We start from the raw sequence: 15,819 nt of genomic DNA, 5'->3' as shown, positions 1-15,819 counted from the left end.
GGAAGAATCTCGTGGCTTCTGTTGAATTTAAACATGTTGAAAAAGTCTATTCAGGTAATGTACATACCGTTAAAGACTTTAATCTGAAAATTAATGACGGTGAGTTTATTGTGTTCCTAGGCCCATCGGGCTGTGGCAAGTCGACCACCTTAAGAATGCTGGCTGGCCTAGAAGACATCTCTGGCGGTGAAATTCTTATCAATAATAAAGTTATGAACGAGTTAGAACCCATAGAACGTGACATCGCAATGGTATTCCAAAGTTACGCACTTTACCCGCATATGTCCGTTTATCAAAATATTGCGTTTGCCTTAAAACTGGCTGGAATGAGTAAAGCAGAAATAGATGAAAAAGTTCGTCCAGTTGCTGACATGTTGCAATTAACCCCTTTACTGGACCGCAAACCTAAAGCGCTTTCTGGCGGCCAACGTCAACGTGTGGCAATGGGACGTGCGATGGTAAGAACACCAGAAGTGTTTTTATTCGACGAACCGCTTTCTAACTTAGATGCAAAACTACGAAACTCCATGCGAGCGGAAATTAAAGCACTGCATAAGAAAATGAAGAAAACCACCATTTATGTGACACACGATCAAGTGGAAGCCATGACGTTGGCAGATCGTATCGTGATATTGCGTGATGGCAAAGTTGAGCAGGTGGGCACGCCTAGAGAAATTTATCACTCCCCTGCCAATAAGTTTGTTGCAGGCTTTATTGGCAGCCCAGCAATGAACTTCATTCCAGTGGCCTTAAGCAAACAAGAAGGCTGGCACGTGGATCTTGCTGGACAAAATCTCAACTTACTTGGTGACGTTGACGACAATCAAACCAACACTAAAGCAACCCTCGGTATTCGTCCGTGTGATATTCATATCACGCCAGATTTACTCAGTAATCCGTTGGTTATAAAAGGCAAGGTGGAGAATTTAGAATTGCTTGGCTCAACGATCCAGCTGACAAGTCGCTTGGGTGAGAGCCAAATAACCGTTGAAGCCCCATCCAGTCATATAGTCAATGAAGATGATGAGGCCAACTTTTATATTGATGAGTCACGTCTTCACATGTTCAACGACCAATCAGGACTGTCTATTTACAAGCCCAAAGGCAAACCTGAATCGGTTGTCAGTCAATAAAAGCTCAACCTTGTTGGGCAAGCTCTCTGGTGGGCTTGTCCAACTTGATTAAATAGCACTTCGGCTTCGGTATAGGGAAGCATGCTCAAGGCCATACTCACCAGCTAACTCTTGCATCACCTGAACATCTTGCAACATTTCGGGTGGTTTTCCGTATGCGAGAACCGTAATTTCGTCGCCTGATTCCAAGCAAACAACAGGCAGGCTAACTTTGCGATAACCATCTACAGCCGTAATTCTTTCCAATGTGTCCATCTCGGCTAAAACGTCATCCGTCACATCAAACACCTGCCCTTTCACAGTATGCCCTTCACCTTCCTTCAACACCAACCAAGGCGAAAACCGCTCGCCTACAAGATATAAGGGGTAACGTGCTTTGGTTGCAAACTCCCCGCGGTAGCGAATACCTTTATTCGTTTTAAAATTAGGGAAACCTTCCTTCAAGGTTCCAAATACAAACACTTTAGGCATCTAGTTTGCTCCTTTTTAGCGAGTAATTTGCCCTATTAACCAATTAACAAATGCCTCAATTCTCAGATCTTTCTTCGGGTCATCCAACGTTAGTATCGCGTAATCATATCCTGTAGATTGCATACCTAATGGTGCAATAAGCCGCTGCGCCTTTAAGTCATCTTCTACAAGCGGAATAGAACCAATTGCCATACCTAATTGTTCTTGTGCGGCCTGCAAGGCATAAAAGAAATGATCAAAATACTGCTCATTTTTTGGGGCCAGGTTTTCCATTCCATTAACCTGTTTCCAGTCATTCCATGCATTAGGCCGAGTACGACTGTGTAGCCAACTAGCCTTGTTTACATCTTTCTGAACACCATCCCAATAAACTTTAGAACACACAGGGCCAGCTGATTCAGCACAAAGTGTCGTTACTTGATAATCTTCATGAAAGCCAAAGTCCATGCGTCGAATCGCAATATCACAATTTTCCGATAAGAGATCAATCGGACCACCCGCCATCCTAAGGTCTATATTCAATTCTGGACATAATTCCCGAAAAGTCCCCAAACGTGGCATTAACCAACGCATAGCTAAACTGGGTTCGCACGACACGGTAAGAAACGGTGATGAGCTATCATGACGGTGGATTTCTTCCACTGTATGACTCAGTGCATCTAACGTTTCAGATGTGGTTTTTAACAATCTTTGCCCAGCTGACGTGAGATATACTCGTCGATTGCGCCGAACAAATAACTGTACACCAATACGGTCTTCTATGTGTGAAACCGCTCGACTAATTGCACCGTGAGTTAAATGAAGCTCTTGAGCCGCACGAGAAAAGCTTTGATGGCGCGCTGCTGCTTCGAACGCAGTCAATGCACCCAAGGGAGGAAGTCGTCTTTTTATGTGACTATTACTCACAATATTCACCATTAATTATCGATTTTATTAATTTCCCCATTCATCCATGCTCTTATTATTCACAGATGAGAGTATCTTACCATGTTAAATATCGACCAATTTGAGTTATATTCCGTTGCCATTATCACGCTATTGGCTGTTATGAGCCCAGGGCCAGATTTTGCAATGGTGTCAAAAGTCTCACTATTAAAAGGACGACGAGATGGCATTTTATGCGCCATCGGAATAAGCGCTGCCATCAGTGTACATTTAGCCTATACACTCTTGGGACTGGGGATTGTGTTTGCAAATAATATTTGGGTTCTGAATACCTTGCGCTATCTCGGCGCCATGTACCTTATTTGGCTAGGCATTTCTGCCTTATGGCCCGATATAAAGGCAATCATTTTGGGCTCAAAACTCAGGAAGAGGAAAACATCGGAGCTATCAAAAAAAGAAGACTCGCCTCAAAACAAAGTATCTAAACACAGCTCTGCATTTTGGTCTGGTTTTGCCTGTAACGCACTCAACCCAAAAACCATGTTGTTCATCGTATCCTTGTTTAGCCAAGTTATTTCTACTGATACCTCTTTATTGATGGAGCTTGGTTATGGCGCTTATATCGCTTTAGCGCATTTTCTCTGGTTTGCACTGGTCGCATGTTTACTCACGTCAGCCAGAATCCAACAAAAAGTACTGATTTTTAAGATATGGATCGAGCGGGTGACAGGTTTACTAATGGCATCACTCGGATTGCGATTATTAATAGACTGACCTTTAAACACTAATACCCAATGAATAAAAAAGCACCCTGACTATTAACAATATAATCAGAGTGCTTTAATCATTAGGCTAATGATTTTTATAGATAGGCGTTTTTTAGATCAAATGCTTTTTGCAACTGCCGTGGGTTTAGTTCTCAAGCCGATTGAGACAAACAAGGAAGCCGCCAGAAGTATCAAAGCAGCGATACTAAAGACACCCAACGCACCACTTGTATCAAACACCAATCCACCCGCTGCGGCACCGGTAGCAATCCCTACTTGAATAGCAGCAACTAAAAGTCCACCACCGCTTTCGGCTTCGTCCGGCACACTACGCGTGATCCAAGTCGACCAACCAACAGGCACGCCACCAAACGCCATACCCCAAATCGCTACCAATACAGCGGTTGGAGCAACAGCGCCCTGAATGCTAACCATCCCTATTCCTGCTAAGCCAATGATCAATGGTGCAACAGTTAAGGTAAGACGCAGAGATCGCGCAATTAACGCACCAGCTAGGTGAGTCCCAATGAAGTTCGCCACACCAAAGCCCAACAAAATGCCAGAAATACCAGCCGTAGCAACGCCTGTTACGTTTTCAAGAAAGGGTCGGACATAGGTGAATAATGCGAAGTGACCTGTAAAAATAAGCACCAGCATTATTAGGCCAAACTTCATTCTCGGTCGATTCATTACTGCTATTAATGTACCCAATGTCGCTCGCCCACGTGGCGGCATTTTCGGCAAGGTCGCAAACTGGACAAAAAGAACCAGAACGCCTAGTAAAGCGACAAGCCAAAAGACATTGCGCCAGCCAATAGTACCACCAAGGTAACTTCCAAGCGGCGCCGCAAAAATCGTCGCAGCTGACACACCACTAAACATAATAGCCAGCGCACGAGGAATGTCTTTATCGGGAACCAAGCGCATAACGACAGCGGCCGCCATGGTCCAGAAACCACCAAGCGCGATACCAAGTAATACCCGACCAGCCAGCAGCAAGAAGAAGTTCGGAGCAAGTGCAACCAAGGCGCTTGATATAACTAATAGTATAGAGAAGCCTAACAAAACGTATCGACGGTCTATTCTGCGGGTCACGGTGGCTGTTAAAAGACTGGCAATTACCGCAAAAATAGCAGTAGCCGAAACCGCTTGGCCAGCCATGCCTTCGGTAATGGAAAGGTCTGATGCCATTGGAGTAAGGAGACTAGCAGGCAAAAACTCTGCCGTAACTAACCCAAAAACCCCTAACGTCATGGCTATCACAGCCCACCAAGCAGGCGTTTCTTTTGTCTGCATGGATGGCTCATTTACGGTATTCGTCATTGAAAATCCTCTGGATATAAATGTTTGTACATTGCCTATCGAACAACATGCAGAGAAGAATAATATGGACAGTCCAGACGATATATACCAATATATCTTAAATTTATACCATTTCGTCCGGAGCATTATGCAACCTTCTTTACCAACTAGCCAATTCAATGAAAGCCGACACGACATGGTAAACGAGCTTCTGTCCGGTGTTCGCCTTAAAGGCCTTGAATATCGGCGTGTCGAAATTTCAGCACCATTCGGCCTGCAATATGGAGAAGGAGCCGATACAAAATTGGCGTACTTTCATTTTATTGGTCAAGGTTCAGTATTACTTCGAACCAAGAGCGGAGCTGTACACAAACTTGCCTGTGGCGATGCTGTATTGTTGCCTTGCGCTGGAGCGCACGATATTTATAGCGAAGACGGCGTGCCATTAGTCAGTATCGATGCCTTTGAAAAAGTATCACTGTGTGATGCCTCCTCTGAAATCCGTGCTTGTGATACCGAAATTTGTAGATCAAAAGACAACTATATTTTCAGTTGTGCGATGGAGTTCAACTTAGGCTGGCTTCATCCATTAGCCCATTTGAAGCCCGAAGTCATGCATATTGAAACCGTGCCCGATTATGACCCTCAAATCCCGGCCATTCTTGATGTCATGACCAAAGAACTAAAGGCCAAACGACCTGGATACAGCGTTATTTTAACAAGACTTGCCGATGTCGTGGCCGCAGCGATTTTACGTCGTTGGGTAGAAGTTGGATGCGATGTCTGCGGCTGGGTTGAAGCCATGCGCGACCCCAAATTGGCACAGGTATTATCCGCCCTGCACCATGACCCAGGTCGACAATGGTCGGTAGCAGATATGGCTTCCGAAATGGGCGTTTCACGGTCTGTCTTTGCTGAGCGCTTTACCGAATTAACCCACTCCACACCACAGCAATACCTAGGCAATCTGCGCATGCGACTCGCAAGCCAATGGATCAGCCAAGACAACCTGAATCTTGACGAAATTGCAGATCGCCTTGGCTATAGCTCAACAGCGTCTTTCAGTCGAGCCTTCAAACGAATGACAGGTATCTCACCCGGCGCGGTAAGGAATGGTCTTCTTCCGGAGCTTTAGGGGGTAAAAAAACAGCTGATTACAACGTAGCCAAGAACAAGCAAAAATGCACATTAGTGTGGATACTAATCGCTTCGATAGAGTTGATCATAAACGGCTGGTAGACTTACTGAACTTACTATCCATAAGGCTTAAATCTCATGTCTATTTCGATAAAATCTGGCTTTAAAGCAACCAAAGTTACAGGCTTTAGCGCCCTTCTCATGACGACTTTTTTAGTGGGGTGCAGTGAACCACCAAAACTTGAAACGGTGGAAGGTTATGCCCAAGGCACGACGTATCAAATCAGTTTTTGGTCTGAAGACGAAGTTCCAGTCGCCGAGGTACAAGCTGCGTTTAACGATACGCTTGCGAAGATTGATAAAGAGCTTTCCACTTATCGTCCAGATTCCTTCATTTCCGAGTTTAACCGCAGCCCTTCTGTGGCTTGGCAGCCCGTTTCTCAGGATTTTGTAGAGCTTGTTCAAATCGCCCAAGACATACACGCCAAATCAGAAGGTTGTTATGATCCGACCATTGGGCCTTTGTTCGATTTATGGGGCTTTAAAACCGACAAACTTCACGTACCAACACCAGAAGAATTAACCGCCCTAAAATCTGAGCTTGGGATAGAGAAGATAGAGGTCGACGAAGAAAATATGCGCGTACGTAAAACTCGTCCTTTCTTACAGCTTGATTTTTCTTCCATGGGCGAAGGCTACACTATTGGCAAGTTAAGCCATGTACTGGAATCCAAAGGCTACGAGAATTACATGGTGCAATTTGGTGGCGATATGAAGATCAAAGGACGCAAGCCTAATGGTGACAAATGGCGAGTCGCGATCCAAAGCCCTATTCCTTCTGCTGACGGCGCACCAAAAGTCTATAAAGTCATCACAGTGAAAAACGAAGATGGCGTCACTCTTGATACATCAGGCACTTATAACCGCCACTTCGACGATAACGGCGTAGAGTATTCCCATATCATTAATCCAAGTACAGGAAAGCCGATTACACACGACCTTGTCTCAGCGTCGGTATTTGGTACTGATCCAAGGATCAGCGATGCATGGGCAACAACTATGCTTTGCCTTGGCCCAGTTGAAGGTGCAAAAATCGCCAAAAATGAAAACCTAGAAGTCTTCTTCATCGAAAGAAAAAGCGACAAGTTGGTGAACTCCAGCAGTGCCGCTTTGCTAAAAACAGACAGAGTGAAATTTGATTAAAAAGCAAGCAGGTGTAATGCTTGTTACTACTGCTCGCCTTATGCGAGACTATTTTAATCATATATTGAACTGACAATTTCGTAAGGAAGAAGTGCTATGGAAAAGCTTGTATTGGTAAGCCTAGTTTCTGTACTAATGGCTGGCTGCGTAGGCAATGAAAGCTACACCAAAATTGGGAATTATTTCAAAGGCAGCGACGAAAGCCCTGTTACAGAAGTCGAGGATACCGAGAGCGAAGGTAACGACACAGAAAACAATCCTAACGATATCGAAAAAGTATATAACGCCACCGTGACGACCAGTGACCTTGAAGGCTCTTGGAGAAAGCCATGTGGGCATGTAGAAGGTGAAGCGCACTATAATATCGTTACGTTATCCTTCAGTCATAACGAATTCACCACAGATATCAAAAACTACCTTGATGCTGGCTGCACTAGCCCCTTACCAGGGGCCCCGAACCCGACATCATTTAGCAAATTCACATTGGGGAACGGCATTATGCTGAGTGATGGCACAATCGTCACCGAAGTAGATAGTCGCACTATGCGATATGATGGCGCCCACTTCTACCCTGAAGAATACAACATCATTTATATCAATAACGACAATCTCTACACTGGAGCTGATGACCAAGATACGTTACAGAGACCAACCAGACTCGACTCTAAGCGTCCATTCCATAGAATAAACTAGCGTACAGGCAGCCATTATTGCTACTTGCCTTTCATTAATTCGTTAATACGTGGACAAAACAAAAAGACCGAATAGCAAACTACTCGGTCTTTTTAATATCATTTCATGTTAGTTACAATCTAACAGATATAACGTTACGACTTAAGCAGTTTGAAACGTTTCGTTAATCCATTTAGGTTTTCTGCTAGTCGTGCAAGGTCTAAACTCGCTGCACTGGATTGATTTGCCCCAGCAACCGCTTCGTTTGCAATATCACGAATAGCCAGTAAGTTTTTATCTACTTCACGTGCAACTAAAGCTTGCTCTTCTGCCGAGCTGGCAATGGCAATATTCTGATCATTGATACGAGAAACAGACTCGGCAATAGCTTTTAGTGCATCACCTGACAAGTTAGCAATATCCAATGTCGCATTGGCCTTGTCATGGCTACGTTGCATTGAGCTTACCGCAACATCTGTTCCACTTTGTACTGACTGAATCATTTTCTCAATGTCTTTTGTCGACTCTTGAGTACGATGAGCCAAGGCACGCACCTCGTCTGCAACAACCGCAAAACCTCGACCAGTTTCACCAGCACGAGCCGCCTCAATCGCCGCGTTTAATGCCAGCAAGTTCGTTTGATCTGCGATACCACGAATGACATCCAATACTGAGCCAATACTGCTAACTTGCGCTGCTAAATCATTCACACCTTGAGTCGTAGTTTTTAATTCTGTCAGTAAAGACTGAATAGTTTTTATGGTTTGCTGAACCTGATCTCGACCTAGTTCAGCGCGCTCATCAGCAATATCAGAGTCTTTCGAAGTAGAGACCGCATTACGCGCCACATCTTCAACAGCTGATGTCATTTCAGTTACCGCAGAAACAGCCAACTCTAACTGCTCGTTTTGCTGGTGCATGTCTTGAGTCGATTTTTCCGTAACAGTACTAAGCTCTTCTGATGTAGAAGCCAACTGAGTCGCCGCATCTTGAATATCGTTAACAGTTGTAGATAGTTGTTCGATTGTTGTATTGAAGTGACTCGCTAACATACCTAATTCGCTGCGAGAGACATTATCTAAACGAAAACTTAAATCACCACCTGACAAACGCGTCATGGCATTTTGAATGTACCCGACCTGCTGAGTTAATGTTCGTGTTATATAGAAAGCCACAATACAGACCATCACTACAATAACGGCTGCAGAGATAGCAAGAATAGAAATAGACTCTTGATAAACCATGTCGCCATTCTTACTTGCTAGGTTGGCGCCTTCCGTATTCACTTCAGAAAGTTTTAACAATACATCCGAGTACTGATTATATTTCATTAAAGACTGCGACATAAATAAAGATCGAGCAGCCTCATCTTCATTCTGTCTTGATAAATTAAGTAATTGATTTTGAATACCTAAATAGTTTTTGTATTCTTGCTCAAACTGCTTTAATAATGACGTTTCTTCTTGGCTAGAAGACATCGCTCTATAGCTATCAATAGACTTAGCAATTTTAGACTTCAAGTCTTCAATCTCTTTCTCAGCTTTCGCCTGCTCTTCTTGCATATGAGAAATAATATGAACCGCTTCAGCATTACGCAAATCTGCAGTCTGAGTGTTAATACGCTCAACTAAACGCACTGATGGCAACCAGTCTTCAGAAATGACTGTCGACTGATTATTAATGTTGTTCATTCGAGTGAAAGACAACACAACGATCATGATTAAGCCTAAAACAATCAATCCATAGCTAGAAAAAAGCAATACACTTAACTTAATGTTTTTCATTAATTTTTCATAACTCCATTTAATAAACCACTACTATTAACCAATAAGATTTAGGACTTAAATCTTTAAAACATTACTGGCAAAACGCAACTCATCTTCATTTAAAAAACGAAGAAACAACATTTCATAAAACGAAAGCATGCTAGCGTTTATTAATGCAGTATTCAATTGGCAAAAACTCTATTTACGATCACTCAACATGTTTTTTTGTAACTTTTTCATCACTTTTTTTAACAAATGTTACTCAATTTAGGTTTGATGTAATTTTGCTATATTACAGTATATTCAAGTAAAGAAAGTATCTCGTAAAAGGTGCCTTTCGAAATATAGCAACGATAAGTGACGTTTACTCTGAGAGCCCCGAAAGGCATAGTCTAGAAGCTAGGACTGAAGGACTTGCTCATACCTTACCAAGAGATGCATACCGCAAAATCAGACAAACTTGCATCTACTAGCGTTTCCAAAAAACACAACCAAAATTACACTTTATTTTTCACGCCATCATATTGTAATAGATACTATTTTTAACAAATCTAATGATTAGGTTAATTGCTGTTCTTTCATTCCTAGTCTATCTATATATAGAGTCTTCTTTACAATTGGAATGCATGATGGATCATAATGAAGCCACTAATAACAATAACCCGATACAGAACAAACAGTTGGCAGAAAATGCTTTTTTACAGCAATTAGTTACCTGCTTACCTATGGGCGCTATGGTGGTCAGTACTGACGCTAAAATCTTATTTATCAATGAAACACTTTCCGAAATATTAGGTTATTCATCAGAAGAGCTATTAGGGGAAGATATTGATTTTTTACTCCCTATCGAGTTTCAAGCAAACCACAAAAAGCTCATGATGCAATTCTTCAGTCAACCTCGTAAACGCCAAATGGGAGTTGGACAGGCTCTCTATGCACGCAAAAAAGACGGAAAACATATTCCAATTGAAATTGGCTTAAACCCAATAGAACAGGGAGATCAAACTTTTGTCTTGGCAACCTTGATTGACCTCACGACAAGACAACGAGCAAGTAATATGTTCCAACGCTCAATTCAAGATGCGCCTCATGGTGTACTGGTCATTGATGCTGACGGCATTATACATTTAACAAATAGTGCACTGTGCCAGTCCTTTGGCTATACCTCTGAGGAATTAATAAATCAGTCGATGGATATGCTTCTGCCACAACGCTATCGCAAACATCACAACCATTTACGTCATACTTTTCACAAAAGCCCAACACCAAGAATGATGGGCGTGGGTCGAGATCTTACCGCCTTACATAAGGACGGACGGGAATTTCCTGTTGAAATAGGGCTAAGCCCATTTGAAGACGAAGAAGACAGCGAAATGGTGCTTGTTTCTTTATTGGACATTACCAAGCGCAAACGTTTAGAACAGGAGCTACGTGAAACCAACACCAATTTAGAAGAGTTTACTTACGTTGCCTCTCATGACTTACGCTCTCCACTAAGAGGCATTGCAGATTTATTAGAATGGGTTAAAGAAGATATTGGTGAAGATCCCTTGCCAGATGTGACACGAAACCTTGAGCGTATCAGCGTTCGTATTCAGCGCATGGAGCAGCTAATAGATAATTTATTAGCTTATGCTAGAGCAGGAAAAGTAGAGTCCAACACACAAGATATTAATGTAAATACTCTATTCGACAATATATTCGAACTCTTGGAAGTCCCAAAAGGTATAACAATATCCCGTGACATCCAACTTGAACATTTCACTTCGGTATGGACACCTCTCGAAACCGTCATGCGCAACCTTATTAGTAACGCTATAAAGCATCATGACCAAGATACTGGCTCCATTGCCATTGGCTGTGTTGCTGAAAACAACCTTTGTCATTTTACGATTTGTGATGATGGACCTGGTATTCCAGAAGCCGCATTCACACGTATTTTTCGCCTATTTCAAACTGTGACATCTAATGAGCGCAGCGGCACAGGAATTGGTTTATCAGTCAGTCGGCGTTTGGTAGAAACACATGGAGGACGTATAAGTGTTGAAGCAAATAAGCATCAACGAGGCGTCACTTTCCATGTCTGGTGGCCTAGATTTTTAAGGAAAGATACTCATATCTAAAAGGAAAGACACTCATGATTAAAGAATTAAGTGTACTCATCGTTGAAGATGATGATGTAGCAGCAGAATCAATAACACGCAGCCTAAGAAAAGTAGCGCCAGATATAAACCTTGTTTTTGCAGAGCATGGCAAGGTTGCTATTGAAATTCTTGAAAACAGGCACCCAAGCAGAGCGTTGACAACGCCTTATGTGGTGTTACTGGATTTGAATATGCCTGTCATGAATGGTTTTGAGTTTTTAGAGTATGTACGTGACGACCCAAGCCTACAAGATACTGTCATCTTTATCCTTACTACCTCGAATGATGACAATGATCGTTCGCGAGCTTACGACAATAATGTAGCAGGCTATATGGTCAAGTCTGCTGTGGGACCACAATTTGCAAAACTTGCCGCTTTAATGGATGCCTATAGAAATGCTGTTGAGCCCAATCGCTAGGTCTGGAGAAATCATGGAAGTATTAGAAACCAATGAAGGTCACGTTCTAAAACTCTTAATTGTCGACGATGATGATGTCGATCGCGAACGCCTGCGTAGAATGCTGTCTAAATCCGATATAGAAACCAATATTTCAGAAGCATCATCGGTTGAGGACTCTATGAATTTCCTCAGTAACAATGACTACGACTGCGTTATTGTTGACTATCGCTTAGGGCTAAATTCTGGGCTTACTCTACTCAATAATATACGCACCAAAATGGATAGCCACTGCGCAGTGATCATGGTAACAGGCTTAGGCGATGAAGAAGTCGCCGCTGAAGCAATGCGACTTGGTGCCAGTGATTATCTGCTAAAGAGCCAATTACAAAGCCCTCAGCTCATACGCGCTATTATTAGCTCTATCCATCGGGCCGAGTTAGAAAAAAAACTGCACGATATGGCTCATTATGACAACTTAACAGGATTGGCAAGCCGCCCTTTGCTACTCGAAAAGTTACAGCAAGTTATCCTCAATCAAAATGCCGCAGCTGTCGCCTTTCTTGATTTAGATAATTTTAAACCTGTAAATGACAATTATGGTCACGATACAGGCGACTATGTACTAGTTACCATTGCAAATCGGCTAAAGCAGATACTTCGAAAAAGCGATACTTTAGCCCGAATCGGTGGTGATGAGTTTGTTTTATTACTTCGTGATGTTAACTGTAGAGAAGAATGTGACGGTTTTCTCAACCGCCTTATTGAATTAGTCAACACTCCCATCGAATTAGCTGAATTTGACTGCCAAGTTCAAGTATCAGCAAGTATTGGTGTAGCTCTAGTATCCAACGATAGCCTAGATGCAGATACTATTTTACGCAGAGCTGATCAAACCATGTATCAAGCAAAAAATATGGGAAGAAATAATATTATATTTTTTGATCCTGAAGAAGAGCGACGCCAGTATGCTCGGCGAACAATGTTGCAGGCAGCTGAAAGAGGTATTTTGCGAAATGAATTTGTTCTTCATTATCAACCTCAAGTAGACATGCTGAATCATAAGTTAATAGGAGTTGAAGCTCTCATTCGTTGGAACCATCCTACTATGGGCTTTCTCTATCCGGGTGAGTTTTCAGAGGTATTGGAGCATCCAAATACAGGAATTTTAATCGGTGAATGGGTTTTACAAGAAGCTCTTAGACAACACGTCTTATGGCAAAAAAATGACTTAGTTGTCAGCGTCAATATTGCCCCAGCCCACTTACTTAGCAAAGGCTTCGCTCAACGCCTGGGTCAATTATTAAAAAATATTCCCAATACCAATCCCAGTTTATTAGAACTTGAAGTGCTAGAAACTGTTTCAATTTGTGATATTAACAATGCAGTTGAAGTGGTAAAAGCTTGCTGTGAATTAGGGGTTCATGTAGCACTAGATGATTTCGGGACAGGTTATGCGTCACTTAGCTATTTAAAACAACTTCCACTAAACACGTTAAAAATCGATAAAAGTTTCGTTCAGAACATTTTATCAAACCAAGAGGATCGCTCTATCGTCGCTTGTGTTGTTGCGCTCAGTAAAGCGTTTAACTACCACCTAATTGCTGAGGGGGTTGAGTCTCTTGAACACGTGCAAGCACTTATTGACATGGGCTGCCTACGGGGTCAAGGGTACTTTATTGCCAAACCGATGGCTGCAGATAAAATGACAGCATGGATTCAATCGTACAGCCCAAAAAATAATATCCACTAATACCTTATCCAATACATACTTTTCTGATGCGCCACACCGTTTTTTCATAGTTAAAAAACGGTGTTTTGACGATGTACAGTAAATCAGATCATGACAAAACAAACTCGCAATTGTGCAAAATCCCACCAAAAAAACCCTTACAAAAGTTTCAAAACTGCTTTTTAGTTTCATTAAAGGAAAAGTAACTTCCGCTTAGAACGAAGGTTGGTAGACTGCGGCGAATAATCAAAACAAGCAGAAAAAAAGAGAGTCTACAATGATCACTAATGATGTAATGACGGTGCGAGATCAACGCACCAGTAAAATCATATTAGCTATTGCCGCTATCACTATTTTATTAGCCACCTTTGCAGGCATGATGCCCGGCGGAATGATAGGTGCCATAGGGATTATGGTTATTGTTGGCTTTATTCTTAATTACATTGGGGACAGAACACCGATTATCAACCAATTTTTTGGTGGCGGTGCCATCGTGGTTATTTTTGGTTCTGCTTACCTATTTCACAGCGGCCTATTCCCTTCTAGCGCAGAAAGTAATGTCACGACATTCATGAAAAGTGGCGGCTTTTTATCTTTTTATGTTGCCAGTTTAGTGACCGGCTCTATATTCGGTATGGATACTCAGACCCTTAAAAAAGCAGCGTTGAAGTACATTCCTGTCATTTTAGGATCGGCTTTCTTTGCTTGTATCTTCACAGGTCTAATTGGCATGCTGGTTAGCAAAAGCTTCTACGATTCCGTTATGCTGATCGCTCTACCTATTATGGGCGGTGGCATGGGTGCAGGTGCTGTACCTCTAGTTGAAATCATGTCTGGGAAAACAGGCATGAGTGCTGAATCTTTAATGTCTCAAATGGTTCCAGCACTAGCTATTGGTAACGCTATTGCCATTGTTATGGCGGGCTTGCTACACAAGCTTGGTCAAGTAGCACCTAGTCTTACAGGTAATGGCCAGCTAATTCGTGGTCAAAAAACAATAGAGGAAGAAGATCAAACAGCATCCTCTCTCAATATCACAACATTAGGTATTGGCGCTTTACTTGCGGTAAGCATGTATTTCCTTGGCACTTTGCTATCAAATTACATCAGCATGCACACATACGCTCTAATGATCCTATCTATTGCGATCATCAAAGTGTCTGGCATCATGCCAAAAGCATTAGAACAAGCGGCGTTCTCTTGGTATAAATTTGTTGTAGGCAACCTAACGCCGGCATTGTTGGTTGGTATCGGTGTTGCTTATACCGATCTAAACCAAATTCTAGACGCTTTGTCTCCTATGTACTTCTTATTAGTTTTAATCACAGTACTTGGCGCAGTGTTTGGCGCTGGCTTGATTGGCTGGTTGATGGGCTTCTACCCTATCGAAGCGGCTATCACTGGCGGTCTTTGCATGGCTAACATGGGTGGTACAGGCGACGTAGCGGTTCTTGCAGCAAGTAAACGTATGGAATTGATGCCGTTCGCACAGATATCTTCTCGAATTGGCGGCGCCTTCATGCTGATTCTTGCGACTCTAGTGGTTCAAGCTATCGCGTAAAGTACATTACATTGAAGTCAGGGTCATCAGAACCTTGACTTCAATCCATCACTCCTTGAATAAATCTACCACCTCTCCCTTCTCTAAAACAATTACAGTTCAAGCTTACAACTAAACAGGTCGAACCAAAAAACGCTCCAATAAAGTCACTAACTCCGTTGTTAGGGCTGCTTCACCGAGCATATGAGGTCGACTGGATATCACTTCATTTATCACCGCATCAATAGATACACCAATAATATAAATCGACAGTTTCGGATCTGGCACATCCACCATGTGAGGTTCTAGGATAAATAAAAGCTGGTCACGCAATTCGGTTGCTTCGTCTAAAACGGATCTCACCGTAAACGGAATTTCTTTATTAAGGACTTTGTGAACCTCTGGCTCCATTTGGTGCTTTTTAACAAGCACGTCGATAATCTCCGTAAGCACTTCCCTAAAAGTAAGCCCTACTGCCAAATTACTAAGGGTATCCAACAAGTCTGTGCGCATATCGTCAGAATGCCGTTTTTGCAATTCTGCAACGATTGATTCTTTATTGGGAAAGAATTGGTACAACGAACTAATGTTCACGCCTGCCCGCTCAGCAATCGCGTTTGTCGTAAATCCTCTCCATCCAGACTCTGACAAAATGTAAGTAGAAGCTTG

General features: G+C 42.5%; 14 protein-coding genes. 9 read left to right on the top strand and 5 right to left on the bottom strand.

What is annotated here, in order from left to right:
- The first annotated feature begins 11 nt into the window (after positions 1 to 11).
- A complete protein-coding gene (locus KPL72_RS15570) occupies positions 12 to 1,133 on the top strand; it encodes an ABC transporter ATP-binding protein (RefSeq protein WP_219703599.1) in 1,122 nt (373 codons plus the stop codon).
- 48 nt (positions 1,134 to 1,181) lie between these two features.
- On the opposite strand, the gene KPL72_RS15565 is transcribed toward KPL72_RS15570, so the two are convergent.
- The gene (locus KPL72_RS15565) at positions 1,182 to 1,604 is read right to left on the bottom strand and encodes a gamma-glutamylcyclotransferase family protein (RefSeq protein ID WP_219703598.1); all 423 of its coding nucleotides are present in this window, start codon (positions 1,602 to 1,604) and stop codon (positions 1,182 to 1,184) included.
- 15 nt (positions 1,605 to 1,619) lie between these two features.
- Positions 1,620 to 2,510, bottom strand: a complete 891-nt coding sequence (locus KPL72_RS15560) for a LysR substrate-binding domain-containing protein (RefSeq protein WP_219703597.1) — start codon at positions 2,508 to 2,510, stop codon at positions 1,620 to 1,622.
- An 81-nt stretch (positions 2,511 to 2,591) separates the two neighbouring features.
- Here KPL72_RS15560 and KPL72_RS15555 point away from each other — a divergent pair, with 81 nt between their 5' ends.
- Positions 2,592 to 3,263: a LysE family translocator gene (locus KPL72_RS15555; protein WP_212915697.1), complete on the top strand. Its 672-nt coding sequence runs from the start codon at positions 2,592 to 2,594 to the stop codon at positions 3,261 to 3,263.
- A gap of 110 nt (positions 3,264 to 3,373) precedes the next feature.
- On the opposite strand, the gene KPL72_RS15550 is transcribed toward KPL72_RS15555, so the two are convergent.
- Positions 3,374 to 4,579: an MFS transporter gene (locus tag KPL72_RS15550; protein WP_219703596.1), complete on the bottom strand. Its 1,206-nt coding sequence runs from the start codon at positions 4,577 to 4,579 to the stop codon at positions 3,374 to 3,376.
- Positions 4,580 to 4,706: 127 nt separating this feature from the next.
- On the opposite strand from KPL72_RS15550, the gene KPL72_RS15545 reads away from it, so the two are divergent.
- The 3 genes from KPL72_RS15545 to KPL72_RS15535 all read left to right on the top strand — a co-directional run bounded on the left by KPL72_RS15545 (position 4,707) and on the right by KPL72_RS15535 (position 7,591).
- Positions 4,707 to 5,693, top strand: a complete 987-nt coding sequence (locus KPL72_RS15545) for an AraC family transcriptional regulator (RefSeq protein ID WP_212915699.1) — start codon at positions 4,707 to 4,709, stop codon at positions 5,691 to 5,693.
- A gap of 140 nt (positions 5,694 to 5,833) precedes the next feature.
- On the top strand, positions 5,834 to 6,898 hold the full coding sequence (locus KPL72_RS15540; RefSeq protein ID WP_219703595.1) for an FAD:protein FMN transferase: 1,065 nt from the start codon (positions 5,834 to 5,836) through the stop codon (positions 6,896 to 6,898).
- Positions 6,899 to 6,994: 96 nt separating this feature from the next.
- Positions 6,995 to 7,591 carry a hypothetical protein gene (locus KPL72_RS15535; RefSeq protein ID WP_219703594.1) on the top strand — a complete coding sequence of 199 codons (597 nt, stop codon included), beginning with the start codon at positions 6,995 to 6,997 and terminating at the stop codon, positions 7,589 to 7,591.
- Positions 7,592 to 7,725: 134 nt separating this feature from the next.
- On the opposite strand, the gene KPL72_RS15530 is transcribed toward KPL72_RS15535, so the two are convergent.
- On the bottom strand, positions 7,726 to 9,354 hold the full coding sequence (locus tag KPL72_RS15530) for a methyl-accepting chemotaxis protein (RefSeq protein ID WP_219703593.1): 1,629 nt from the start codon (positions 9,352 to 9,354) through the stop codon (positions 7,726 to 7,728).
- 611 nt (positions 9,355 to 9,965) lie between these two features.
- On the opposite strand from KPL72_RS15530, the gene KPL72_RS15525 reads away from it, so the two are divergent.
- The 4 genes from KPL72_RS15525 to KPL72_RS15510 all read left to right on the top strand — a co-directional run bounded on the left by KPL72_RS15525 (position 9,966) and on the right by KPL72_RS15510 (position 15,171).
- Positions 9,966 to 11,459 (top strand): sensor histidine kinase, encoded by a 1,494-nt coding sequence (locus KPL72_RS15525; RefSeq protein WP_249422292.1) that lies wholly within the window; start codon positions 9,966 to 9,968, stop codon positions 11,457 to 11,459.
- 14 nt (positions 11,460 to 11,473) lie between these two features.
- Entirely contained in the window at positions 11,474 to 11,899 is a 426-nt protein-coding gene (locus KPL72_RS15520) for a response regulator (protein WP_212915703.1), read from the top strand.
- 13 nt (positions 11,900 to 11,912) lie between these two features.
- Complete coding sequence (locus KPL72_RS15515) at positions 11,913 to 13,631, top strand: GGDEF domain-containing response regulator (RefSeq protein WP_219703592.1); 1,719 nt, start codon at positions 11,913 to 11,915, stop codon at positions 13,629 to 13,631.
- A 256-nt stretch (positions 13,632 to 13,887) separates the two neighbouring features.
- On the top strand, positions 13,888 to 15,171 hold the full coding sequence (locus tag KPL72_RS15510) for a 2-hydroxycarboxylate transporter family protein (RefSeq protein ID WP_219703591.1): 1,284 nt from the start codon (positions 13,888 to 13,890) through the stop codon (positions 15,169 to 15,171).
- A 111-nt stretch (positions 15,172 to 15,282) separates the two neighbouring features.
- Here KPL72_RS15510 and KPL72_RS15505 read toward each other — a convergent pair.
- Positions 15,283 to 15,819: TetR/AcrR family transcriptional regulator (locus tag KPL72_RS15505; RefSeq protein WP_219703590.1), on the bottom strand; the 537-nt coding region annotated here is incomplete at its 5' end.

Source organism: Marinomonas lutimaris (assembly GCF_019426345.1).
Lineage (GTDB): Bacteria > Pseudomonadota > Gammaproteobacteria > Pseudomonadales > Marinomonadaceae > Marinomonas > Marinomonas lutimaris.
The sequence above is the reverse complement of the archived record's forward strand: the minus strand, read 5'-3'. Positions and strand labels throughout refer to the sequence as shown.

Bases quoted from the DNA above. Each gene is read 5' to 3' on its own strand.
- KPL72_RS15565 (WP_219703598.1), bottom strand. From the start codon at position 1,604: ATGCCTAAAGTGTTTGTATTTGGAACCTTGAAGGAAGGTTTCCCTAAT.
- KPL72_RS15555 (WP_212915697.1), top strand. From the start codon at position 2,592: ATGTTAAATATCGACCAATTTGAGTTATATTCCGTTGCCATTATCACG.
- KPL72_RS15550 (WP_219703596.1), bottom strand. From the start codon at position 4,579: ATGACGAATACCGTAAATGAGCCATCCATGCAGACAAAAGAAACGCCT.
- KPL72_RS15545 (WP_212915699.1), top strand. From the start codon at position 4,707: ATGCAACCTTCTTTACCAACTAGCCAATTCAATGAAAGCCGACACGAC.
- KPL72_RS15540 (WP_219703595.1), top strand. From the start codon at position 5,834: ATGTCTATTTCGATAAAATCTGGCTTTAAAGCAACCAAAGTTACAGGC.
- KPL72_RS15535 (WP_219703594.1), top strand. From the start codon at position 6,995: ATGGAAAAGCTTGTATTGGTAAGCCTAGTTTCTGTACTAATGGCTGGC.
- KPL72_RS15530 (WP_219703593.1), bottom strand. From the start codon at position 9,354: ATGAAAAACATTAAGTTAAGTGTATTGCTTTTTTCTAGCTATGGATTG.
- KPL72_RS15525 (WP_249422292.1), top strand. From the start codon at position 9,966: ATGGATCATAATGAAGCCACTAATAACAATAACCCGATACAGAACAAA.
- KPL72_RS15520 (WP_212915703.1), top strand. From the start codon at position 11,474: ATGATTAAAGAATTAAGTGTACTCATCGTTGAAGATGATGATGTAGCA.
- KPL72_RS15515 (WP_219703592.1), top strand. From the start codon at position 11,913: ATGGAAGTATTAGAAACCAATGAAGGTCACGTTCTAAAACTCTTAATT.
- KPL72_RS15510 (WP_219703591.1), top strand. From the start codon at position 13,888: ATGATCACTAATGATGTAATGACGGTGCGAGATCAACGCACCAGTAAA.